Source organism: Amnibacterium sp., assembly GCF_025463795.1.
GTDB lineage: Bacteria > Actinomycetota > Actinomycetes > Actinomycetales > Microbacteriaceae > Amnibacterium.
Genome location: NZ_JAODBE010000098.1, coordinates 1 through 20,533, shown reverse-complemented (window position 1 = coordinate 20,533; position 20,533 = coordinate 1). Strand labels below are relative to the sequence as shown.

Sequence of the window (20,533 nt, the reverse complement as noted above, 5' to 3'; positions counted from 1 at the left end):
GGGGTCGCGAGTGCCGTCAGCCGGCGTCCCTCGACCAGCGCGTCGCCCACGGCCAGGCGGGGCGCGTCGACCGGGGCCGGTGCCGTCGCGCCGTCCTTCAGCCAGCGCTGCTCGACGCGGGCCTGCCGCTTCGGCACCGCGAGCCGCAGCACGTCGGAGGCCACCCCGGCGCCGCGATCGGCCACGGCGCGCGCGAGGCGCCACACCTCGCGCGGCAGCACGGGGACGGGCGACACGAGCTTGTCGATCGTGGACAGCTCCCCGGGCGCGTCCGTGGTCTCGGACAGGCCGACCACCCAGCCGTCGGCGCTGCGCCCCGCGACCCGCAGCGGCACCTTCACGCGGACGCCCGGCGTGATCGTGCCCTGCAGCGCCTCGGGGACCCGGTAGTCGAAGAGGTGGTCGAGGCGCGGCAGCGGCGAGTCGAGCACGACGTTCGCGATCGACGGGACGGTCATGTCGCCCTCGGCGCTCGGGGCGGTCAGCCCAGCCCGGCCGCGGCGGCGAGGTCCGCCGCGCGGTCGGTGCGCTCCCACGTGAACTGCGGCAGCTCGCGCCCGAAGTGCCCGAACACGCTGGTCTCGGCGTAGATGGGGCGCAGCAGGTCGAGCGCGTCGATGATCGCCCGGGGCCGAAGGTCGAAGACCTCACGGATCGCGGCGACGATCCGCTCCTCCGGCACGTGGGCGGTGCCGAACGTCTCCGCATAGAGCCCGACGGGCTCCGCCGCGCCGATCGCGTAGGCGACCTGCAGCTCGAGCCGATCGGCGAGGCCGGCGGCGACGGCGGTCTTCGCGACCCACCGCATCGCATACGCGCCGGAGCGGTCGACCTTCGACGGGTCCTTGCCGCTGAACGCACCGCCACCGTGCCGGCTCGCCCCGCCGTACGTGTCGACGATGATCTTGCGGCCGGTGAGCCCCGCGTCCGCCTTCGGCCCTCCGACCTCGAATCTCCCGGACGGGTTCACGTAGATGCGGGGCGCGCCGGCGTCGAGGCCGCTCGCCTCCAGCACCGGGTCGATCACGAGCCGGCGCACGTCGTCGCGCAGGTCGCCGGACTCCACCGTGGGGGCGTGCTGCGTGGAGACGACGACCGCCTCGACGGTGACGGGCCGGACACCGTCGTAGCCGATCGTCACCTGCGTCTTGCCGTCGGGCCGGAGGTAGGGCAGCACGCCCTCCTGCCGCGCCCGGGTGAGCCGCTCGGCGAGCTTGTGCGCGAGGGCGATGGGGATCGGCATGAGCTCCGGCGTCTCGCGAACGGCGAAGCCGAACATGATGCCCTGGTCTCCGGCGCCGAGCTGGTCGTAGGCCTCCGAGCTGCCGGCACGGGCCTCGAGCGCCCGGTCGACGCCGCGGGCGATGTCGACGGACTGCGAGCCGATCGACACGGACACGCCGCAGGTGGAGCCGTCGAAGCTCTGGTCGGACGAGTCGTAGCCGATGCGACGGATGCGGTCCCGCACGATCCCGGGGATGTCCGCGTAGCCGCTCGTGGAGACCTCCCCGGCGACGTGCACGAGCCCGGTGGTGACGAGCGTCTCGACGGCGACTCGCGCGTGCACGTCCTGCGCGATGAGGGCGTCGAGCACGCTGTCGGAGATCTGGTCGCAGATCTTGTCGGGGTGACCTGGCGTCACGGACTCCGACGTGAACAGACGCAACGCGGTCACTGATCCTCCTGCAGGGTGGGAACGGGGGCGGTCAGACGGGCACGACGAAGTCCAGGATGGCGTCCGCCACCGACCGCTTGTCGCCCCCGGCCGATCCGAGAACGTCACCCGTCCGGTCGAGGACGGTGACGGCGGTCTCCTGCCGGCCGAAGACGAGGTCGTGCCCGACCTCGTTCAGCACGAGGAAGTCGGCGCGCTTCGCCGCGATCTTGTCGCGGCCGAGGGCGAGCAGCCGCTCGTGGTCCGGCTCGGTCTCGGCGGCGAACCCGACGATGATCTGGCCGGCCCGCGGCCGCTCCGCGGCGATGGTCGCGAGCACGTCGGGCGTCCGCACGAGCTCGACGGCGAACGTCTCGCCGAGATCGCGCTTCTTCAGCTTGCCGTCCGCGACAGCGGCGGGCCGCCAGTCGGCGACGGCGGCGGCCATGATCACGAGGTCGGCGGCGGCCGCCTCCCGGCGCACGGCCTCGAGCATCTGCTGGGCGGTCGCCACCTGCACGACGTCGACTCCGGCCGGGACCGGCACCTCGAGGTGCGCGGCGACGAGCACGACCTCCGCGCCCCGGTCGCGGGCCGCCTCGGCGAGGGCGACGCCCTGGCGTCCGCTCGACGCGTTGCCGAGGAACCGCACCGGGTCGAGGGGTTCCCGGGTCCCGCCGGCCGTTATCAGCACCCTGGTGCCCACCATGCCGTCCGGTACCGGCGCGCCGCGAAGCGGCGGGGCGGCCGTGCGGGTGGGGACGTCCGCCGTCGTGGCGGCGCCGAGCGCGGCTGCGACGATGTCGCCGGGCTCCGCCATCCGGCCTGCGCCCACGTCGTGCCCGGTGAGCCGGCCGGACCCGGGTCCGACGACCACGACACCGCGCCCGACGAGGGTCGCCACGTTCGCCCGGGTGGCGGGGTTCTCCCACATCTCGGTGTGCATCGCGGGCGCGACGACGAGCGGCGCACGGCTCGCGAGCACGGTGGTGCCGAGCAGGTCGTCGGCGAGGCCGGTCGCGAGCTTGGCGAGGGTGTTCGCGGTCGCCGGAGCGATCACGATGAGGTCGGCGGACTGGCCGAGCGCGACGTGGCGCACCTCGGCGACGCCCTCGTAGAGGTCCGTCTCGACGGGGTTGCGGCTGATCGCCTCGAGCGTCGGACGGCCGACGAACCGCAGCGCTGCGGCGGTCGGCACGACGTGGACGTCGTGGCCGCCGAGCACCAGGGCCCGGACGACGTTGACCGCCTTGTACGCGGCGATGCCGCCCGAGATCCCGACGACGACCCTCACGGACGCTCCGATCCCGCGCCTGAAGCCCGGCCGGGGCGCCCGTGCCGGGTCACTCGACGCTCGTGATGCGGAGCTTGTCCTCGTTGATCTCGCGGAGCGCGACCGACAGCGGCTTGTCGTCGATCGACGACTCGACGAGCGGGCCGACGTTGTCGAACAGGCTGCCCTCGTGCAGGTCGGCGTAGTAGTCGTTGATCTGCCGGGCCCGCTTGCTCGCGAAGATCACGAGGCCGTACTTCGAGTCGACCTTCGTGAGCAGCTCGTCGATGGGCGGGTCGATGATGCCGAGGTTCTTGGACATGCGATCTCCTGGCTGGTAGAGGGGCACCGCCGGCGGGCGGAAGCGGGGGGCCGCGCTGGGCGCGGCGGGACCCGGGCGAGCCGGATCAGACGGACATCAAGCTTACGACCTCGCGGGCCGCCTCCTCGACGTTCGTGTTCACGACGACCGCGTCGAACTCCTCCTGGGCCGCCAGCTCGACCCTCGCCGTCTCGAGGCGACGCTCCCGCTCGTCCTCGTCCTCGGTGCCGCGCCCGACGAGCCGGCGGACGAGCTCCTCCCACGTGGGCGGGAGCAGGAAGACGAGCATCGCCTCGGGGAACGCCGCCCGCACCTGCCGCGCGCCCTGCAGGTCGATCTCGAGCAGCACGCTGCGGCCCTCCGTGATCGCCGCATCGATGGGTTGGCGGGGCGTGCCGTAGCGATAGGCGTTGTGGACGGTCGCCCATTCGAGGAACTGGCCGGCCTCGATCATCCGGTCGAACTGCTCGTCCGAGAGGAAGTAGTAGTTCACGCCGTCGATCTCGCCGGGCCGGGGCGGCCGGGTGGTGGCGCTCACGGACAGCAGAACCTCCGGGTGGTGCTCCCGGATGTGCGCGGCGACCGTGCCCTTGCCGACCGCGGTCGGGCCGGCGAGCACGACGAGGCGGCTGCGCGGCCCCTCCGGCTCCATCGGCCGCCGCGGCGCCTGCCGGCGCACGAGGAACTCGTGCAGGCGCTGGTACTGGTGCACGCCGAGTCCGCCGAGGCGCTTCGAGGGCGAGATCCGGAGGTCCTGCATGATCTTCGCGGTGCGGGTAGGGCCGAGCCACGGGATGCTCCCGATGAGCTCGCTGACCCGCATGGTCGCCTCGGGCTGCGACCCGTCGCGCATGGCAGACGAGAGCACCTCGCTGGCGCTGCGCTCGCCGGACGACACCTGCCGCTTCACCTCGGCCCTCGCCCGCCGGGCCGCGACCGCCGCCCGGGATCCGGCGAGCCGGTCGACCTCGGGCGGGTTCATGGTGCGCTCCACGGGATCACGCGATCGCCTCGCCGAGCAGGTCGGCCTGACGCTTGATGGCGTCGCCGAGCGCGGCGGGACCCGAGGCGAGGATGCTGCGCGACGCGGTCACGACGGTCACCGCCGCGGCCACACCGAAGAGGCGCTTCACGTCGGCGAACTGGGCGCCCTGGTAGCCGAAGCCCGGCGCGAGGATCGGCGTCGCCGGCACCGCCGCGAGCGAGGCGAGGTCGATGCCGAAGTCGGCGAAGTCGACGGTCGCGCCGAGCACGACGCCGATGTTGCCGATCGGGCCCTCCGCGTGGGTGCGGTTCCAGTTGACCGCCCGCTGGGCGAGGCCGCCGGCGACGGACTTGCCGGCCTGCGTCTCCCGCTGGATGACCGCCGTCTGCACGGCCATCGCCTCGGGGTTGGATGTCGCGGCGAGGACGAACAGGCCCTTGCCGTGCCGCCCGGCCTGCTCGAGCGGCGAACGGAGCGCGCCGAAGCCCTGGAAGGCGCTGATCGTCATGGCGTCGGCCTCGAGCGGAGCGCCCGGTGTGAGCCACGCCTGGCCGTAGGCCTCGATGGTGGACCCGAGGTCGCCGCGCTTCACATCGGCGATGACGACGAGGCCCGCGTTCCGCGCCTCCTTCAGCACGTCCTCGAGCACCCGGTAGCCGATCGAGCCGAACCGCTCGTAGAAGGCGACCTGCGGCTTCACGATGCCGACGCGACCGACGCAGGCCTCGACCACGCGCAGCCCGAACTCGTGGGCACCGACGGCGGACACCGGCAGACCCCACTCCGCGAGCAGGTACTCGTGGGGATCGATGCCGACGCACAGGTGCCCGTGGTCGGCGAACGCGGCGCCCAGGCGCTCGGCGAAGGTGGGCAGGGTCACTGGCTGCTCTTCCTCGCCGCAGCCGAACTGCGACGACGCTCGTACTCCTGAAGGGGGGTCACATCGAATCCTGCCCGAATCGCGTCCAGCGATGCCACCGCAGCGGACAACTGAGCCACCGTCGTGAACAGGGGTTTGTCGGCTGCGACCGCCGCGGCGCGGATCTCGTAGCCGTCCGCGCGGGCGGATCGGCCCGACGGCGTGTTGACGACGATGTCGATCTCGCCCCGGCGGATGAGCTCGACGACATCGGGTCCGACCTCACCCGCGTCCGACAGCTTGCGCACGACGCCCGCCTTGATGCCGTTGCGATGGAGCATCTCCGCGGTGCCTGCGGTGGCGACCAGGGTGAACCCGACCTCGCTGAGCCGCAGCGCGGAGAGCACGATCGACCGCTTGTCCCGGTCCGCGACGGACACGAACACCGTGCCGGAGAGCGGCAGCCCGCCGTATGCGGCCTCCTGGCTCTTCGCGAACGCCCGCGGGAAGTCCCGGTCGATGCCCATGACCTCGCCGGTCGAGCGCATCTCCGGGCCGAGCAGCGAGTCGATGACGTTCCCCGACCGGTCGCGGAACCGCTTGAACGGCAGAACCGCCTCCTTCACTGCGACCGGCGCGTCCGCGGGCACGTCGCTGCCGTCCCTCGCGGGCAGCCTCCCCTCGGCGATCAGGTCTGCGATCGACCGGCCGGCCATGACGAGCGCCGCGGCCTTCGCGACCTGCACGCCGAGCGCCTTCGAGACGAACGGCACGGTGCGCGACGCGCGAGGGTTGGCCTCGAGCACGTAGAGCACTCCCGCGGCCACCGCGAACTGCACGTTGAGCAGCCCCCGCACACCGACGCCGCGCGCGATCGCGAGGGTCGCGTCGCGCACCTCGTCGATCACGGACCGGCCGAGGGTGACGGGCGGCAGGGTGCAGCTCGAGTCGCCGGAGTGGATGCCGGCCTCCTCGATGTGCTCCATGACTCCGCCGATCCAGAGGTCGGTGCCGTCGAAGAGCGCATCGACGTCGATCTCGACCGCGTCGTCCAGGAAGCGGTCCACGAGCAGCGGGTGGTCGGCGCCGACGATCGCCTGGCCGGCGATGCGCTCGAAGTAGCCGTCGAGGCTCGACGCGTCGTAGACGATCTCCATCCCCCGGCCCCCCAGCACGAACGACGGGCGCACGAGCACCGGGTAGCCGATCTCGGCCGCGACCGCCTTCGCGCTCGCGGCGTCGACCGCCGTCCCGTTCTTCGGTGCGACGAGGCCGGCGTCGGCGAGGATCGCGGAGAAGAGCCCGCGCTCCTCGGCGAGGTCGATCGCGGCCGGCGACGTGCCGAGGATCGGCACGCCCGCCGCCTCGAGTCCCTTCGCGAGGCCGAGCGCGGTCTGGCCGCCGAGCTGCACGATCACGCCGACGACGGTCCCGCTCGCGGACTCCGCGGCGATGACCTCGAGCACGTCCTCGAGCGTCAGCGGCTCGAAGTAGAGCCGGTCGGACGTGTCGTAGTCCGTCGACACCGTCTCGGGGTTGCAGTTGACCATGACGGTCTCGTAGCCGGCGTCGCGGAGGGCGAAGGCGGCGTGCACGCAGGAGTAGTCGAACTCGATGCCCTGGCCGATGCGGTTCGGGCCGCTGCCGAGGATGACGACCTTGCGCGCGTCCGACGGGACGACCTCGGTCTCCAGGTCGTAGGTCGAGTAGTGGTACGGCGTGAGCGCCGGGAACTCGCCGGCGCAGGTGTCGACGGTCTTGTAGACCGGGCGGATGCCCGCGGTGTGCCGGTCCCGTCGGATCGTCGCCTCGTCGGAGTCGCGAAGCGCGGCGAGCTGGGCGTCGGAGAAGCCCTGCTCCTTCGCCGCCCTGAGCAGGTCGGCGTCGAGGGCCGGGGCGGCGCGGACGGCGTCGGCGGTCTCGTTGATCGCCGCGATCTCGTCGAGGAACCACGGATCGATGCCGGTCGCGGCATACGCCTCCGCGATGGACGCGCCTGCGCGCATCGCCTGCTGCAGCACGACGATCCGGCCGTCGGTCGGCGTCGCCGCCTCCTCGAGCAGGGCCGCCGCGTCCCCGGGCTCCCCCTCCCAGCTGAACGAGCTGCCTCGCTTCTCGAGCGACCGGAGTGCCTTCTGCAGCGCCGCGCCGAAGGTGCGACCGATGGCCATGGCCTCGCCGACGGACTTCATGGTCGTGGTGAGGGTCGGATCCGCCGCGGGGAACTTCTCGAACGCGAACCGTGGCACCTTGACGACCACGTAGTCGAGGGTCGGCTCGAAGCTCGCCGGCGTGACGCGGGTGATGTCGTTCGGGATCTCGTCGAGCCGGTAGCCGATCGCCAGCTTGGCGGCGATCTTCGCGATCGGGAAGCCGGTCGCCTTCGAGGCGAGCGCGCTGGAACGTGAGACGCGGGGGTTCATCTCGATGACGATGACGCGGCCGGTGGTCGGCTCGACGGCGAACTGGATGTTGCAGCCACCGGTGTCGACGCCCACGAGCCGGATGATGTCGATCCCGATGTCGCGGAGCCGCTGGTACTCCCGGTCGGTCAGCGTCATGGCGGGCGCCACGGTGATGGAGTCCCCGGTGTGCACGCCGACCGGGTCGACGTTCTCGATCGAGCAGACGACGACCGTGTTGTCGGCCTGGTCGCGCATGAGCTCGAGCTCGTACTCCTTCCACCCGAGGATGGACTCCTCGAGCAGCACCTCGCCGACCGTGCTGGCCGCGATGCCGTCATCGGCGATCCGCGCGAGCTCCTCCGGCGTGTGGGCGAAGCCCGACCCGAGGCCGCCCATCGTGTAGGAGGGCCGCACGACGAGCGGATAGCCGAGGTCCTCGGCGTGGGCGAGCGCCTCGGGCACGCTCCGCGCGATGGCCGACCTGGCGACCTCGGCGCCGGCCTCGATCACGAGGTCCTTGAAGATCTGCCGGTCCTCGCCGCGGCGGATCGCCTCGACCTTCGCACCGATGAGCTCGACGCCGTACCGGTCGAGCACGCCGGCCTCGGCGAGAGCGATCGCGGCGTTCAGCGCCGTCTGGCCGCCGAGCGTCGGGAGGACGGCGTCGGGCCGCTCCGCGGCGATGATGGACTCGAGGACCGGCACCGTGATGGGCTCGATGTAGGTCGCGTCGGCGAAGTCGGGGTCCGTCATGATCGTCGCCGGGTTCGAGTTGACGAGGATCACGCGGATCCCCTCCTCGCGCAGCACGCGGCACGCCTGGGTGCCCGAGTAGTCGAACTCCGCCGCCTGCCCGATCACGATCGGCCCGGAGCCGATCACGAGGACGCTCCGGATGTCGGTCCGCTTAGGCATTCGCCTCGCCTCTCATCGTGTTCGCGTCGCGATTCCTGCCGCATCCGATGCCGGATGGCGGCCCGGGGCGCGACATGAAGGGGCTGACGCTCATGACGCGCCCCCCGTCGGTGCGGCCTCGACGGCGATGGCTGCAGCCTCGCCCTCCTCCGCTGACGCGGCGAGCACGAGGTCGCGGAACCGGTCGAACAGCTCGGCGGCGTCGTGCGGGCCGGCGGCCGCCTCGGGGTGGTACTGCACGGAGAACGCGGGCAGGTCGAGGCAGGCGAGCCCCTCGACGACGTCGTCGTTGAGGTCGACGTGGGTGACCTCCGCGCGGCCGAATCCGGCGGGGGTGTCGACGACCCGGCCGATCGGCGCCTGCACGGCGAAGCCGTGGTTGTGCGCGGTGATGCCCACGCGGCCGCTGCGGAGGTCGACGACCGGCTGGTTGATGCCGCGATGCCCGAACGGCAGCTTGTAGGTGTCGAACCCGAGGGCGCGGCCGAGCAGCTGGTTGCCGAAGCAGATGCCGAAGAACGGTGTGCGCCGCGTCAGCACCTCCCGCAGCAGGGCGACGTGCCGGTCGGACGCCTCCGGGTCGCCGGGACCGTTCGAGTAGAACACCGCCGAGGGATTCAGGGCGTAGAGCTCCTCGACGGTGACGGACTCGGGCACCACGTGCACGTCGAGGCCGCGCTCGGCGAGCGCATGGATCGTCGCGGCCTTGATGCCGAGGTCGACGATCGCGACGGAGCCGATCCGCTCCCCCACCGCCGGCACCGTGTAGACGGCGTCGGTCGAGACCTCGGCGGAGAGGTTCGCCCCGCTCATGGCCGGCTGCTCCCGGACGAGCGCGAGCTGCTCGTCCGGGTCGAGCGCCGCGTCGGGGCCCGAGAAGATGCCCGAGCGCATCGCACCCTTGTCGCGGAGGTGCCGCGTCGCGGCGCGGGTGTCGAGGCCCGCGATGCCGACGATGCCGTCGTGCTCGAGGTCGTCGTCGAGGGTGCGGACCGACCGCTGGTTCGAGGCGATGCGTGACGGCGCGTGCGCTGCGTAGCCGGCGACCCAGATGCGGCGGGACTCGGGGTCCTCGTCGTTCATGCCGGTGTTGCCGATGTGCGGCGCCGTCTGGATCACGATCTGGCCCGCGTACGACGGGTCCGTCAGCGTCTCCTGGTAGCCGGTCATCCCGGTGGCGAAGACGGCTTCGCCGAACGTGCGGCCGCGCGCGCCCCAGGCGCGGCCGGGGAAGCGGCGACCGTCCTCGAGCACGAGCACGGCGGGTTCAGGCGTCGGCATTCGGGTCCTTTCGAGCGGATCGGTGGGCGACGAGCGTCCCGACGGCGGCGATCAGCCGGTCGCGCGGGAGCGGGTCGATGCGGAACGAGGACTCGACGGGCACCGGTCCCCCGTCGCCGTCGAGCTCCCAGGCGAGCACGGTGAGGCCGCCGGGCTCGACGCCGCGGTCGAGCGTCCAGGTGGCCGTCCCGGCGCCGGTGACGCTCGCGGCCGGCAGGAGCAGGGGCTCGGCGCCGTCGCGGTCGATGCGGACGCCGGCGTCGGTCACCGCGACGCGGGCGCGGGCCCGGAACCCGAGGCCGTGCGCAGCGACGCGCTCGAGGGGACGGCCCGCGAACGTCGTGGCGAGGTAGAGCCCGTCGACGGCGATGCGCTCGGCGCCCGGATCCACGGGGACGGTGGGCAGGGCGAGGTTCCGCTGCCCGCTGCCGCGCCGGCGCCACGAGACGGCCATGCCCACGAGCGCGGCGACGAGCACGAGGATCGTGGTCGCGACGGCCACCGGGGAGATCACCGGGCGCCTCCGGCGACCTCGGCGGGCTCGCGGAGCACGCCGTCGAGCAGGGTGGCCAGTCCTCGATGGAGCACCGCGACCACCCGGCCGGGCAGATCGAGGCCCAGGTAGGGCGAGTTCGTGCTGCGCCCCGCGAGATCCGCCGCGCTGATCCTGCGGCGGGCAGCCGGGTCGAGGAGCAGGAGGTCGGCGCGCGCACCGACCACGAGCGGGCCGCGGTCGGGGAGGGCGCCGATCGCCGCAGGCGTGCTCGCCATGACCCGTTCCACCTCCGCCCAGCCGAGCAGACCGGTCTCGACCATCGCCGCCTGCACCACGGATGCAGCGGTCTCGAGGCCCACCATGCCGTTGGCGGCGGCCTGCCACTCGCTGCGCTTCGCCTCCGCCGGGTGCGGGGCGTGATCGGTCGCGACGACGTCGAGCGTACCGTCGGCGAGACCGGCCCTGAGGGCGGTCACGTCGTCCGCGGTGCGCAGGGGCGGATTCACCTTGAAGCGCGGGTCGTAGCCGCGCGCTGCCTCGTCGGTGAGGAACAGGTGGTGCGGCGTGACCTCCGCCGTGACGTGCACGCCGCGGGCCTTCGCCCATCGGATCAGCTCGACGCTGCCGGCCGTCGAGACGTGGCAGACGTGCAGGCGCGCACCCGCCGCCTCGGCGAGGAGCACGTCGCGGGCGATGATCGCCTCCTCGGCGACAGCCGGCCAGCCGGCGAGGCCGAGCTCCGCGGAGACTGAACCCTCGTGCAGCTGAGCGCCGCGGGTCAGCCGCGGCTCCTCCGCGTGCTGGGCGATCACGCCGCCGACGATGCGGGCGTACTCCAACGCGCGGCGCATGAGCAGTGGATCCGCGACGCAGGATCCGTCGTCGGAGAACATCGTCACCCTGGCGCGGGAGCGGGCCATCGTGACGAGCTCGGCGAGCTCCTTGCCCTCCCGGCCCTTCGAGACCGCGCCGATCGGCCGCACGTCCACGTAGCCGGCCTCCCGGCCGAGGGCGGCGACCTGCTCGACGACGCCGGCCGTGTCCGCGACCGGATCGGTGTTCGGCATCGCGTGCACGGTCGTGTATCCGCCGGCGGCCGCGGCCCGCGAGCCGGTCAGGACGGTCTCCGCGCCCTCGCCACCGGGTTCGCGGAGATGCGTGTGCAGGTCGACGAAGCCGCGGAGGACGATCAGGCCGTCGGCGTCGATCACGCGATTGCCGGGGTCGGGCCGGACGGTCCCGTCCGCGACGATCCGGCCGTCCTCGACGGCGAGATCGGTGCGGGCGCCGTCGCCGGCGCGGAGGGCCCCGCGGATCACGGTCCTGGTCATGCGGCTCCCCTTCGTCCGGCCAGCACGTCGTAGAGCACGGCCATGCGCACCGCCACGCCGTTCTCGACCTGCTCGAGCACGGTCGAGCGGGCCGAGTCGGCGACCTCGCCCGCGATCTCGAGACCGCGGTTCATCGGACCGGGATGCATGACGAGGCTGCTCTCCGGCAGCCGCGCGGCGCGGTCGGCCGACAACCCGTAGAGCGCCGCGTACTCACGCGAGCTCGGGAAGTAGGCCTCGGTCATCCGCTCCCGCTGCACGCGCAGCATCATGACGACGTCGGGGGCGGTGGCGAGCGCGGCGTCGAGGTCGATGCCGGACTCGACGGGCCAGCCGCCGATGGCGCCGGGCAGCAGCGTGGGCGGGGCGACGAGCCGCACCGACGCGCCGAGCGCGGTGAGCAGCCACACGTTCGAGCGGGCGACGCGGGAGTGGAGCACGTCCCCGACGATCACGACGGAGACGCCGTCGAGGTCCCGGCCCCTCGACGCGTCCCCGTGCAGGCGCTTGCGGATCGTGTAGGCGTCGAGCAGGGCCTGCGTCGGGTGCTCGTGGGTGCCGTCGCCGGCGTTCACGACGGCCGCCCGGGTCCAGCCGCTCGACGCCAGCACCTCCGCGGCGCCGGAGGCGGGATGGCGGAGCACGATGCCGTCGGCGCCCATCGCCTGCAGGGTCTGCGCGGTGTCCTGGAGACTCTCGCCCTTCGAGACCGACGAGCCCTTCGCGCTGAAGGTGATCACGTCGGCCGAGAGGCGCTTCGCCGCCGCCTCGAAGGAGATCCTGGTGCGGGTGGAGTCCTCGAAGAACAGGTTCACCACCGTCGTGCCGCGCAACGTCGGCAGCTTCTTCACCTGCCGCTGCTGCGTGTCCGCCATGTCCTCGGCGATGTCGAGCAGCGCGACGCCGCCGTCGCGGCCGAGGCCGCGGGTGGAGAGCAGGTGGTCGCTCATTCGATGGTCACCCCGTCCGTCCCGTCGATCTCGGTGAGCTGCACGCGGATCCGCTCCGTCTTCGCGGACGGGAGGTTGCGCCCGACCGAGTCCGGCCGGATCGGAAGCTCCCGGTGCCCGCGGTCCACGAGGACCGCGAGGCGCACGACCGCGGGCCGGCCGAGCGCCGTGAGCGCGTCGAGCGCGGCGCGGACCGTGCGGCCGGAGAACAGCACGTCGTCGACGAGCACCACGACGGCGCCGTCGACGTCGGCGGGCACCTGGGTGCGCCCGGTCGGGCGCGTCGGCTGGGAGCCGAGGTCGTCGCGGTAGAGCGTCACGTCGAGCGTGCCGACGGCGACCGGGGCGCCGACCACGCCGCTCATCGCGTCGGCGAGGCGGCGGGCGAGAACCGCACCGCGGGTGGGGATGCCGAGCACCAGCAGGCGCGCACCGTCGGGCGCGGTCTCCACGAGCTCGTGGGCCATGCGGACGATGGCACGGCGGACGTCATCGGCCTGCAGGAGGGTGCGCGGCGGCATCCGACCTCCTTCCCCGCCTCACTGGACGGTCCTTAAAGGTGATCGGCGACGAGCCTAGCGCGCCCGACGGACGGCGGCCGGCCGGTCGTTCCCGCGCTCAGGACGGCGTCGGTGCCCGGTCGTCGAGGAACGCGAGCACGCGTTCACCGAGGACCGGCAGCACGCCCGCGTCCACCGCGCCGGCGATCACGCCGTCGCCGAACCGCTCACCCCGCAGCAGGACGGTGACGAGGCGCGCCAGATCCGCGACCGGTGCGGAGACGGCGAGCCGCACGTCGCGGACGACCGCTGCCCGCTTCCAGTGCATCCAGTCGAAGACCACGAAGGCCCCCACGGCCTGGAGCGCCCCGAGCAGCTCCCACACGCGGTCGTCGTAGACCGGATAGGCCGAGTCGGCGGCCGCGGTCCCGGCCGGGTCCCGGCCGCCGCGCCACTCGACGAGCGGAGCCGTCGCCGACCGGTACGCGCCGACCGCGTGCCGCAGGCGCTCGACGGCGTCCGCCGGAGCGGACCGCAGCGCGGCGAGGATCTCCTCGTCGGTGGGGTCAGGCATCCGCCGCGGCGCCCCGACCCGGCAGGGACTCGGCGGCCGCCGCGATCGCGTGCAGCAGGCCGTTGACGAACCGAGGGCTGTCGTCGGTCGACAGCTCCTTCGCGAGCTCGACGGCCTCGTCGATGGCGACCGCCGCGGGGACGTCCGGGTTGTAGCGGATCTCCCACACGGCGATGCGGAGTATCGCGCGGTCGACCGCGGGCATCCGGTCGATCGGCCATGCGGTGGCGTGCTCGGTGATCGCGCCGTCGATCTCGGGCGCGTGCTCGATCACGCCCTGGACGATCTCCCGCGCGTACGGCCAGCTCGACGCCCGCTCAGGGCGTGCGAGGGCCCGCTGCTGCTCGGCGTCGAGGGCGTCGGCCTGTGAGTCGCCGCGCACGTCCGCCGAGAACAGCACGTCGAGCGCGCGCTTGCGCGACTTCGTGCGGGCCGACACCTCAGCTCACGCGGCCCAGGTAGTCGCCGGTGCGGGTGTCGACCTTGACCTTGGTGCCGGTCTCGAGGAACAGCGGCACCTGGATCTCCGTGCCCGTCTCGAGCGTCGCCGGCTTCGTGCCGGCGGACGAGCGGTCGCCCTGCAGGCCGGGCTCGGTGTACGTGACCTCGAGCACGACCGACGCGGGCAGCTCGACGTAGAGCGGGTTGCCGTTGTTCATCGCGATCGTCGCGGTCTGGTTCTCGAGCAGGTAGTTCGCGGCCGTGCCCACGGTCGCGACCGGGACCGGCAGCTGCTCGTAGGTCGACGTGTCCATGAAGACGAAGTCGTCGCCGTCCCGGTAGAGGAACTGGTAGTCGCGGCGGTCGACGTTCTCGATGTCGACCTTGGTGCCGGCGTTGTAGGTGCGGTCGACGACCTTCCCGGTGACCACGTTCTTCAGCTTGGTGCGCACGAACGCGCCACCCTTGCCGGGCTTGACGTGCTGGAAGTCGACGACGTTCCAGAGCTGGCCGTCGATGTTCAGCACGATGCCGTTGCGGATGTCGGCGGTGGTCGCCATGTGGATGCTCTCCCTGGGGGTGGTCTGCTGCGCCCTGGGTCGCCGGGCCGACCCGGCAGTCTACGCGCCGGGAATGGAGCCGATCCTGGCGGCCACGTACCGCAGCGCGAGCAGGTACCCCTCGACGCCCAGTCCGGCGATGACACCGGTGGCGACGCCGGAGACGACGCTGGTGTGACGGAACTCCTCGCGACGGTGCGGGTTCGAGATGTGCACCTCGATGAGCGGCAGCCCCGCCTCGGTGACGAGCACCGACGCGTCCCGCAGCGCGTAGCTGTAGTGCGTGAACGCCGCCGGGTTCATGATGACGGGCGACCGGGTGTCGACGGCCTCGTGGAGCCAGGAGATGAGCGTCGCCTCGTCGTCGGTCTGCCGCAGCTCGACCTCGACGTGCTCCGGGGCTGCCGCCTTCAGGTCGCGCTCCACATCGGCGAGCGTCGCGGATCCGTAGATCGCCGGTTCCCGCGTGCCCAGCCGTTGCAGGTTCGGACCGTTCAGCACGAGGACGCGAGGCACGACCGCAACTGTATCGGCGGCCGCCGGGCCGCTTCGGGCATCACGGGCGTCCGATGACGCCCGCGGGTGCCCGAAACCGCCCGGTGGTCAGGTGGCGATCTCGCTGTAGGCCGTGAAGAGCAGGTGGTCCTCCGGCCCGTTCAGGATGCTCGTGCGGCCGATGCCGTCGAGCAGCACGAAGCGCAGCAGGCCCGCCCTCGCCTTCTTGTCGCGGCGCATGGCGGCGGTGAGCGTCGGCCAGCGGCCCGCGGGGTAGCCGAGCGGCAGGGTGAGGCTGCCGAGGACGTCGCGGTGCAGCTCCACGCCGTCGTCGTCGAGTCGGCCGACGAGCCGCGCGAGCTCCGCGGCGAAGACCATGCCGACGGAGATCGCGGAGCCGTGCCGCCAGCGGTAGCGCTCGGCGTACTCGATCGCGTGCCCGAGCGTGTGCCCGTAGTTGAGGATCTCGCGCCTGCCGGCTTCCCGGAAGTCGCCGCTCACGACCTCGGCCTTGACCCTGACGGCGCGGGTGACGAGGTCGGCGAAGACGTCGGATCCGGGATCCGTCGCGGTGTCGACGTCGGCGGTCAGGGCGTCGAGGATCGCGGTGTCGGCGATGAACCCGCACTTCGCGATCTCGGCGAAGCCGGCGAGCAGATCGTTCCGGGGCAGCGTCTCGAGGGTGTCGAGATCGGCGAGCACGGCGGCCGGCGCCCAGAACGCACCGACGAGGTTCTTGCCCTCGGTGGTGTTGATGCCGGTCTTGCCACCGACCGCGGCGTCGACCATGCCGAGCACGCTCGTCGGCAGCTGGACGAGCCGCACGCCGCGCAGCCAGGTGGCGGCGACGAAGCCGGCGAGGTCGGTGACGGCGCCGCCCCCGAGACCGATCACGGCGTCGGAGCGGGTGAACTCGGCCTGCCCGAGCACCTGCCAGCAGAACGCGGCGACCTCGATCCGTTTCGCGTCCTCGGCATCCGGCACCTCGGCGAGCAGCACCTCGATGCTCCCGGCGAGCCGCTCGCGGATCGCCTCGGCCCGCTGCGTCTGCACCGGCTGGTGCACGACGAGCGCCTTCTTCACGCCGGGCCCGAGAGCGCCGGCGAGGCGGCCGCCGAGGTCGCGGCCGATGACGACGTCGTAGTCGCCCGCGCCGCGGACGGGCACCATCACGGGTTCGGTCACGGGCGGTCCTCCTTCGGATCGAGGGCGGCGGCGAGCTCGTCGACGACGTGGGCCATCGGTCGCCCGGACGTGTCGACGACGAGGTCGGCGAGGCCGCGGTAGACGGCGTCCCGCTCCGCGGCGATGCGCCGCCAGGAGTCGAGGCCGTCGACGAGCAGGGGCCGCTTCCCGCTCTCGAGCCGCCCGGCGACGGCGGCCTCGTCGACCGTGAGCAGCACCACGGTGCAGCGGGCGAGGTCGGCGCGGGTGCCCGCGTCGAGCACGGCTCCCCCGCCAAGCGCCACGACACCGCCCTCCGCGAGCGCCTCGGCGACCACCGCCCGCTCGAGCTCCCGGAACGCCGGCTCGCCCCGTTCGGCGAAGAGCCCGGCGATTCCGCCGTGCTGGGCGACGACCCGCTGATCGGTGTCGGTGAACGGCAGGCCGAGCCGCTTGGCGAGCCTGCGCCCGACCGAGCTCTTGCCCGCGCCCATCGGCCCGATCACGGCGACGGTGCGCCCGGTCACGATCCGGCGGTCCGGAGTCCCGCGGGGATCGCCTCGAGGTACGCGTCCCGGTTGCGGCGGGTCTCGCTCAGCGAGTCGCCACCGAACTTCTCGAGCACGGCGTCGGCGAGCACGAGCGCGACCATCGCCTCGGCGACGACGCCCGCGGCGGGCACCGCGCACACGTCCGAGCGCTGGTGGTGCGCGGCCGCCACCTCGCCGGTCGCGACGTCGATCGTGCGGAGGGCGTGCGGCACGGTGCTGATCGGCTTCATCGCCGCGCGGACGCGCAGCACGCCGCCCGTCGTCATGCCGCCCTCGGTGCCGCCCGCACGGTCCGTGAGGCGGTGGATGCCGTCGGCACCGAGCACGAGCTCGTCGTGGGCCGCGGATCCGCGTCGCCTGGCCGTCGCGAAGCCGTCGCCGACCTCGACGCCCTTGATCGCCTGGATGCCCATGAGCGCGCCGGCGAGCCGGGCGTCGATGCGCCGGTCCCAGTGCACGTAGGAGCCGAGGCCGGGCGGCAGGCCGTGCACGACCACCTCGACCACGCCCCCGAGGGTGTCGCCGGCGCGATGCGCGTCGTCGATCTCCGCGACCATCGCGGCGCTCGCGGCGGGGTCCGCGCAGCGCACCGGGTCGTCGTCGATGCGGGCGCCGTCGTCGGGACCGGGGATCGCCGCGTCCTCGGGCACGAGCACGGCCCCGATCGCGACGACGTGGCTGAGCACCGAGACGCCGAGCTCGGCGAGGAAGGCGCGGGCGACGGCGCCGAGTGCGACGCGGGCGGCGGTCTCGCGGGCGCTGGCCCGCTCGAGCACCGGCCGGGCCTCGTCGAAGCCGTACTTCTGCATGCCGGTGAGGTCGGCGTGGCCGGGCCGTGGGCGGGTCAGCGGCGCACCCCGGCCCCGCGAGGCGTCCGACAGCGGCACGTCCTCGACCGCCATGACCTCCTGCCACTTCGGCCACTCCGTGTTGCCGATGGTGACCGCGACGGGCCCGCCGATGCTCCGGCCGTGCACGACGCCGCCGGTCACCGCGAGCTCGTCCTGCTCGAACTTCTGGCGGGATCCGCGGCCGACCCCGAGCCGTCGCCTGGCGAGGTCGGTGCGGATCGTGTCGAGTCCGACGGGCACGCCCGCGGGCAGCCCTTCGAGGATGGCGGTGAGGCTCGGGCCGTGCGACTCACCGGCCGTGAGCCAGCGCAACATCGTCACGAGTCTTCCATGTCGCGCCCCACCGCGGCTGCCATGGCGGCCCGGACGCGCTCCTCGTCGGGCAGGTGCACGTCGGGGTCGCCGGCCGTGAACACGCGCACCTGCAGCAGCGCCTGCTCGAGCAGCATGTCGAGGCCGTGCAGCAGGCCTCCTCCCGCACCCGACCAGTCCCTGCCGAGCGGGCTCGGCCACGGGTCGTAGGCGACGTCGAGCAGGCGCTCACCATCGAGCCGGTGTGGGACGACCGAGGCCGCGTCGACCCCTCCCGGCAGCGTCGACACGACGACGCCTCCGGGAAGGACGCCGATCAGCGCATCGGGCTCGAGCGGGCGGTACTCGGTGGCGAGATCACCGAGCGCCCGTCGGGCACGTCGCGGATCGCGGGCGACGACGATGCGGCGGTCCGCTCCGAGCAGGCGAAGGGCCTCGAGCGCGCTGGCCGCCGTCGCGCCGCCGCCGAGCACGAACGAGGGCCTCTCCGGATCGATCTCGCCCAGCACGGCGACGATCGCCGGGACGTCCGTGTTGAACAGCGCCGGGCGCCCGTCGAGCAGCACGGTGTTCGCGAGCCCGAGCCGCGCGACCGTCTGGTCGCCCCCCGGGACGAGCCGGAGCACCGCCCGCTTCAGCGGCATGGTGAGCGAGAGCCCCCGCCATTCGGGACCGAGACCGGCCAGGAACGCCTCGAGCCCGGCCTCGTCGACCTCGGCGCGGCCGTACTCCCAGTCGAGCCCGAGCACGCGGTAGGCCGCGGCATGCAGCAGCGGTGACTTCGAGTGGGCGATCGGTGCACCGAGCACCGCGAGCCGACGGGGAGCCACTACTTCGCGTAGTTCGGGTGGGCCTTCAGCCACGCCTCGAACCGCGCTCGCGCCTTCTCGTGCTGGGCGTCGGTGGTGCTGAACACCGTCTCCCCGGTCTCGAGGTTCACGGTGACGAAGAACAGCCAGCTGCCCTTCGCCGGATGCAGCGCGGCCTTGATCGCCACGTCGCCGGGGTTCGAGATGGGGCCAGGGGGCAGGCCGTAGTGCTTGTAGGTGTTGTAGGGGTTGTTGCTCGCGTACTGCTTCGTGGTCGGCACGACCGTGGTGCCGCCCGCGCCGTAGCTGACCGTGGCGTCGGACTGGAGCATCATGTGCTTCGCGATGCGGTTGAGGAAGACCCGGGCGACCTTCGCGTCGTCGGTCCCGTTGCCCTCCTTCTGCACCAGGCCGGCGAGCGTCAGCACCTTCTGACGGTCGGACTTCGCCACCCCGTCGGCGTCGAGGGCCTGATACATCCGCTGCACCATCGTCGACAGCATCGCCTTCGCGGAGGTGCCGGGCTGGAACTGGTACGTCGCCGGGAAGAGGTAGCCCTCCAGGCTCGGCGCCGACGCGGGCACGCCGAGCGCGGTGCGGTCCTTCGCGATGGCCTGCAGCTCGGCCAGGGGCGTGCCGGTGGCCGTCGCGGTGGACTGAAGGATCTGCTCGACGGTGCTGCCCTCGGGGATCGCGACGTCCGCGACGACACGATGCCGGGGGTCCTGCAGCGCCGCGAGGGCGGCGGCGGCGCTCATGTGGTGCGCGAGGCGGTACGTGCCCGGCACCAGGGTCGGCTCGGGCTTCGTCTTCAGCAGCAGGTCGTAGAACGCCGTGGTCGTCTTCGTCACGCCCGCCTTCGCGAGGCGGCCGGCGACGTCGGATCCGAGATCGCCCTGCTTCACCACGACCTCGACCGCGCCCATGCCGCTCCCCGTGTAGTCGTTGCTGTAGCCGAACAGGCTCTTCACCTGGTCGGGCCAGATCGTGTAGGCGGTGCCGAAGGCGCCGCCCCCGAGCAGGAGCAGCACCACGACGGCCGAGACGAGCCACGGCCAGATCCGTCGTCGACGCCGCCGGCCGTGCCGCTGCGGCTCCGTGCCGTCGGCGATCTCCCGGGGTGCGAGCAGCACCGTGAACGCGTCGGGTCGCCCGTCGCCCGCAGGCGCGTCCGGATCCCCACTGCGGGTACGGGCCACGGGACTACTTCCGGTTCGAGTGGACGAGCGCGCCGGGCGCCTCGCCTCGGGCGCGCTCGGCGTCGAGGGCGTGCTGCAAAAGTATCACCGCGGCCACCTGGTCGATCACGCGCCGCGACCCTCGCGTGTCCCGGCCGGACGCGTGCAGCGCCGCCTGGGCGCTCACGGTCGTGAGCCGCTCGTCGACGAGCCGGACCGGTCTCGGGCCGTCGGCCAGCAGGGCGGCGATGCGGCGCGAGTCCGCGGTCGAGGCCGTATCGGTGCCCCGCATGGCGAGGGGCAGTCCGACGATCAGCTCGATCGCCTCGAGCTCGTCCGCGAGCTCCTCGATGCGGGTGACGACGCCCGCGACGTCCGCGCCGCGCTGCACGGTCTCGAGCGGGGTCGCGAGCACGCCGTCCGGATCCGATCGCGCCACGCCGACCCGCACGGTGCCGACGTCGATACCGAGCCGGACGCCTCGTCGCATCTCGCTCAGCGGCTGAGCCCGGCCGCGACGGCCTCGAGGGCTGCACCGATCGCGGTCGGGTCGCTGCCGCCGCCCTGGGCGACGTCGTCCCGGCCGCCGCCACCGCCGCCGAGCACCTGCGCGGCGGCCCGAGCGAG

General features: G+C 73.2%; 22 protein-coding genes and 1 pseudogene. All 23 read right to left on the bottom strand.

The window, feature by feature from the left end; genetic code table 11:
- Nucleotides 1-458, bottom strand: a pseudogene (locus JWQ92_RS09020) (primosomal protein N'); the annotation flags it as partial.
- 23 nt (nt 459-481) lie between these two features.
- Entirely contained in the window at nt 482-1,675 is a 1,194-nt protein-coding gene (gene metK, locus JWQ92_RS09015) for a methionine adenosyltransferase (protein WP_297344121.1), read from the bottom strand.
- 31 nt (nt 1,676-1,706) lie between these two features.
- The gene (gene coaBC, locus JWQ92_RS09010) at nt 1,707-2,948 is read right to left on the bottom strand and encodes a bifunctional phosphopantothenoylcysteine decarboxylase/phosphopantothenate--cysteine ligase CoaBC (RefSeq protein WP_297344120.1); all 1,242 of its coding nucleotides are present in this window, start codon (nt 2,946-2,948) and stop codon (nt 1,707-1,709) included.
- A gap of 49 nt (nt 2,949-2,997) precedes the next feature.
- Nucleotides 2,998-3,249 carry a DNA-directed RNA polymerase subunit omega gene (rpoZ, locus tag JWQ92_RS09005; protein ID WP_297344119.1) on the bottom strand — a complete coding sequence of 84 codons (252 nt, stop codon included), beginning with the start codon at nt 3,247-3,249 and terminating at the stop codon, nt 2,998-3,000.
- Between the two features lie 85 nt (nt 3,250-3,334).
- Nucleotides 3,335-4,231 (bottom strand): guanylate kinase, encoded by an 897-nt coding sequence (gene gmk / locus JWQ92_RS09000; RefSeq protein WP_297344125.1) that lies wholly within the window; start codon nt 4,229-4,231, stop codon nt 3,335-3,337.
- A 16-nt stretch (nt 4,232-4,247) separates the two neighbouring features.
- The gene (gene pyrF, locus JWQ92_RS08995) at nt 4,248-5,114 is read right to left on the bottom strand and encodes an orotidine-5'-phosphate decarboxylase (RefSeq protein ID WP_297344118.1); all 867 of its coding nucleotides are present in this window, start codon (nt 5,112-5,114) and stop codon (nt 4,248-4,250) included.
- Nucleotides 5,111-8,413: a carbamoyl-phosphate synthase large subunit gene (gene carB, locus JWQ92_RS08990; RefSeq protein ID WP_297344117.1), complete on the bottom strand. Its 3,303-nt coding sequence runs from the start codon at nt 8,411-8,413 to the stop codon at nt 5,111-5,113. Before carB ends, pyrF begins: the two co-directional genes overlap by 4 nt.
- 90 nt (nt 8,414-8,503) lie before the next feature.
- On the bottom strand, nt 8,504-9,694 hold the full coding sequence (gene carA, locus JWQ92_RS08985) for a glutamine-hydrolyzing carbamoyl-phosphate synthase small subunit (protein WP_297344116.1): 1,191 nt from the start codon (nt 9,692-9,694) through the stop codon (nt 8,504-8,506).
- Nucleotides 9,681-10,208: a hypothetical protein gene (locus tag JWQ92_RS08980; protein WP_297344115.1), complete on the bottom strand. Its 528-nt coding sequence runs from the start codon at nt 10,206-10,208 to the stop codon at nt 9,681-9,683. Before JWQ92_RS08980 ends, carA begins: the two co-directional genes overlap by 14 nt.
- Nucleotides 10,205-11,521, bottom strand: coding sequence for a dihydroorotase (locus tag JWQ92_RS08975; RefSeq protein WP_297344114.1), 1,317 nt, complete (start codon nt 11,519-11,521; stop codon nt 10,205-10,207). Before JWQ92_RS08975 ends, JWQ92_RS08980 begins: the two co-directional genes overlap by 4 nt.
- Complete coding sequence (locus tag JWQ92_RS08970) at nt 11,518-12,471, bottom strand: aspartate carbamoyltransferase catalytic subunit (RefSeq protein WP_297344113.1); 954 nt, start codon at nt 12,469-12,471, stop codon at nt 11,518-11,520. The genes JWQ92_RS08975 and JWQ92_RS08970 overlap by 4 nt, the downstream gene beginning before the upstream one ends.
- Nucleotides 12,468-12,992, bottom strand: coding sequence for a bifunctional pyr operon transcriptional regulator/uracil phosphoribosyltransferase PyrR (gene pyrR / locus JWQ92_RS08965; RefSeq protein WP_297344112.1), 525 nt, complete (start codon nt 12,990-12,992; stop codon nt 12,468-12,470). The genes JWQ92_RS08970 and pyrR overlap by 4 nt, the downstream gene beginning before the upstream one ends.
- A 97-nt stretch (nt 12,993-13,089) precedes the next feature.
- Nucleotides 13,090-13,545 carry a DUF6508 domain-containing protein gene (locus JWQ92_RS08960; protein WP_297344111.1) on the bottom strand — a complete coding sequence of 152 codons (456 nt, stop codon included), beginning with the start codon at nt 13,543-13,545 and terminating at the stop codon, nt 13,090-13,092.
- The gene (gene nusB, locus JWQ92_RS08955) at nt 13,538-13,984 is read right to left on the bottom strand and encodes a transcription antitermination factor NusB (protein WP_297344110.1); all 447 of its coding nucleotides are present in this window, start codon (nt 13,982-13,984) and stop codon (nt 13,538-13,540) included. The genes JWQ92_RS08960 and nusB overlap by 8 nt, the downstream gene beginning before the upstream one ends.
- Nucleotide 13,985: 1 nt before the next feature.
- Nucleotides 13,986-14,546: an elongation factor P gene (efp, locus tag JWQ92_RS08950; protein ID WP_297344109.1), complete on the bottom strand. Its 561-nt coding sequence runs from the start codon at nt 14,544-14,546 to the stop codon at nt 13,986-13,988.
- Nucleotides 14,547-14,606: 60 nt separating this feature from the next.
- Nucleotides 14,607-15,062: a type II 3-dehydroquinate dehydratase gene (aroQ, locus tag JWQ92_RS08945; RefSeq protein ID WP_297344108.1), complete on the bottom strand. Its 456-nt coding sequence runs from the start codon at nt 15,060-15,062 to the stop codon at nt 14,607-14,609.
- A gap of 87 nt (nt 15,063-15,149) precedes the next feature.
- Entirely contained in the window at nt 15,150-16,211 is a 1,062-nt protein-coding gene (gene aroB, locus JWQ92_RS08940; RefSeq protein WP_297344124.1) for a 3-dehydroquinate synthase, read from the bottom strand.
- Nucleotides 16,212-16,222: 11 nt separating this feature from the next.
- Nucleotides 16,223-16,699, bottom strand: coding sequence for a shikimate kinase (locus JWQ92_RS08935; RefSeq protein WP_297344123.1), 477 nt, complete (start codon nt 16,697-16,699; stop codon nt 16,223-16,225).
- Nucleotides 16,700-16,728: 29 nt separating this feature from the next.
- A complete protein-coding gene (gene aroC, locus JWQ92_RS08930) occupies nt 16,729-17,922 on the bottom strand; it encodes a chorismate synthase (RefSeq protein WP_297344122.1) in 1,194 nt (397 codons plus the stop codon).
- A gap of 2 nt (nt 17,923-17,924) precedes the next feature.
- Nucleotides 17,925-18,749 (bottom strand): shikimate dehydrogenase, encoded by an 825-nt coding sequence (locus JWQ92_RS08925; protein WP_297344107.1) that lies wholly within the window; start codon nt 18,747-18,749, stop codon nt 17,925-17,927.
- Nucleotides 18,749-19,927, bottom strand: coding sequence for an endolytic transglycosylase MltG (gene mltG / locus JWQ92_RS08920; protein ID WP_297344106.1), 1,179 nt, complete (start codon nt 19,925-19,927; stop codon nt 18,749-18,751). Before mltG ends, JWQ92_RS08925 begins: the two co-directional genes overlap by 1 nt.
- A 4-nt stretch (nt 19,928-19,931) precedes the next feature.
- The gene (gene ruvX, locus JWQ92_RS08915) at nt 19,932-20,396 is read right to left on the bottom strand and encodes a Holliday junction resolvase RuvX (RefSeq protein ID WP_297344105.1); all 465 of its coding nucleotides are present in this window, start codon (nt 20,394-20,396) and stop codon (nt 19,932-19,934) included.
- A 5-nt stretch (nt 20,397-20,401) separates the two neighbouring features.
- Nucleotides 20,402-20,533 (bottom strand): DHHA1 domain-containing protein (locus JWQ92_RS16920; RefSeq protein ID WP_367276724.1); only part of this gene is annotated, 132 nt, incomplete at its 5' end.

Coding starts and splice junctions, on each gene's coding strand:
- rpoZ (WP_297344119.1), bottom strand. CDS start 3,249: ATGTCCAAGAACCTCGGCATCATCGACCCGCCCATCGACGAGCTGCTC.
- gmk (WP_297344125.1), bottom strand. CDS start 4,231: ATGAACCCGCCCGAGGTCGACCGGCTCGCCGGATCCCGGGCGGCGGTC.
- carB (WP_297344117.1), bottom strand. CDS start 8,413: ATGCCTAAGCGGACCGACATCCGGAGCGTCCTCGTGATCGGCTCCGGG.
- carA (WP_297344116.1), bottom strand. CDS start 9,694: ATGCCGACGCCTGAACCCGCCGTGCTCGTGCTCGAGGACGGTCGCCGC.
- JWQ92_RS08975 (WP_297344114.1), bottom strand. CDS start 11,521: ATGACCAGGACCGTGATCCGCGGGGCCCTCCGCGCCGGCGACGGCGCC.
- JWQ92_RS08970 (WP_297344113.1), bottom strand. CDS start 12,471: ATGAGCGACCACCTGCTCTCCACCCGCGGCCTCGGCCGCGACGGCGGC.
- pyrR (WP_297344112.1), bottom strand. CDS start 12,992: ATGCCGCCGCGCACCCTCCTGCAGGCCGATGACGTCCGCCGTGCCATC.
- JWQ92_RS08960 (WP_297344111.1), bottom strand. CDS start 13,545: ATGCCTGACCCCACCGACGAGGAGATCCTCGCCGCGCTGCGGTCCGCT.
- efp (WP_297344109.1), bottom strand. CDS start 14,546: ATGGCGACCACCGCCGACATCCGCAACGGCATCGTGCTGAACATCGAC.
- aroB (WP_297344124.1), bottom strand. CDS start 16,211: ATGGTGCCCGTCCGCGGCGCGGGCGACTACGACGTCGTCATCGGCCGC.
- JWQ92_RS08935 (WP_297344123.1), bottom strand. CDS start 16,699: ATGGGCGCGGGCAAGAGCTCGGTCGGGCGCAGGCTCGCCAAGCGGCTC.
- aroC (WP_297344122.1), bottom strand. CDS start 17,922: ATGTTGCGCTGGCTCACGGCCGGTGAGTCGCACGGCCCGAGCCTCACC.
- ruvX (WP_297344105.1), bottom strand. CDS start 20,396: ATGCGACGAGGCGTCCGGCTCGGTATCGACGTCGGCACCGTGCGGGTC.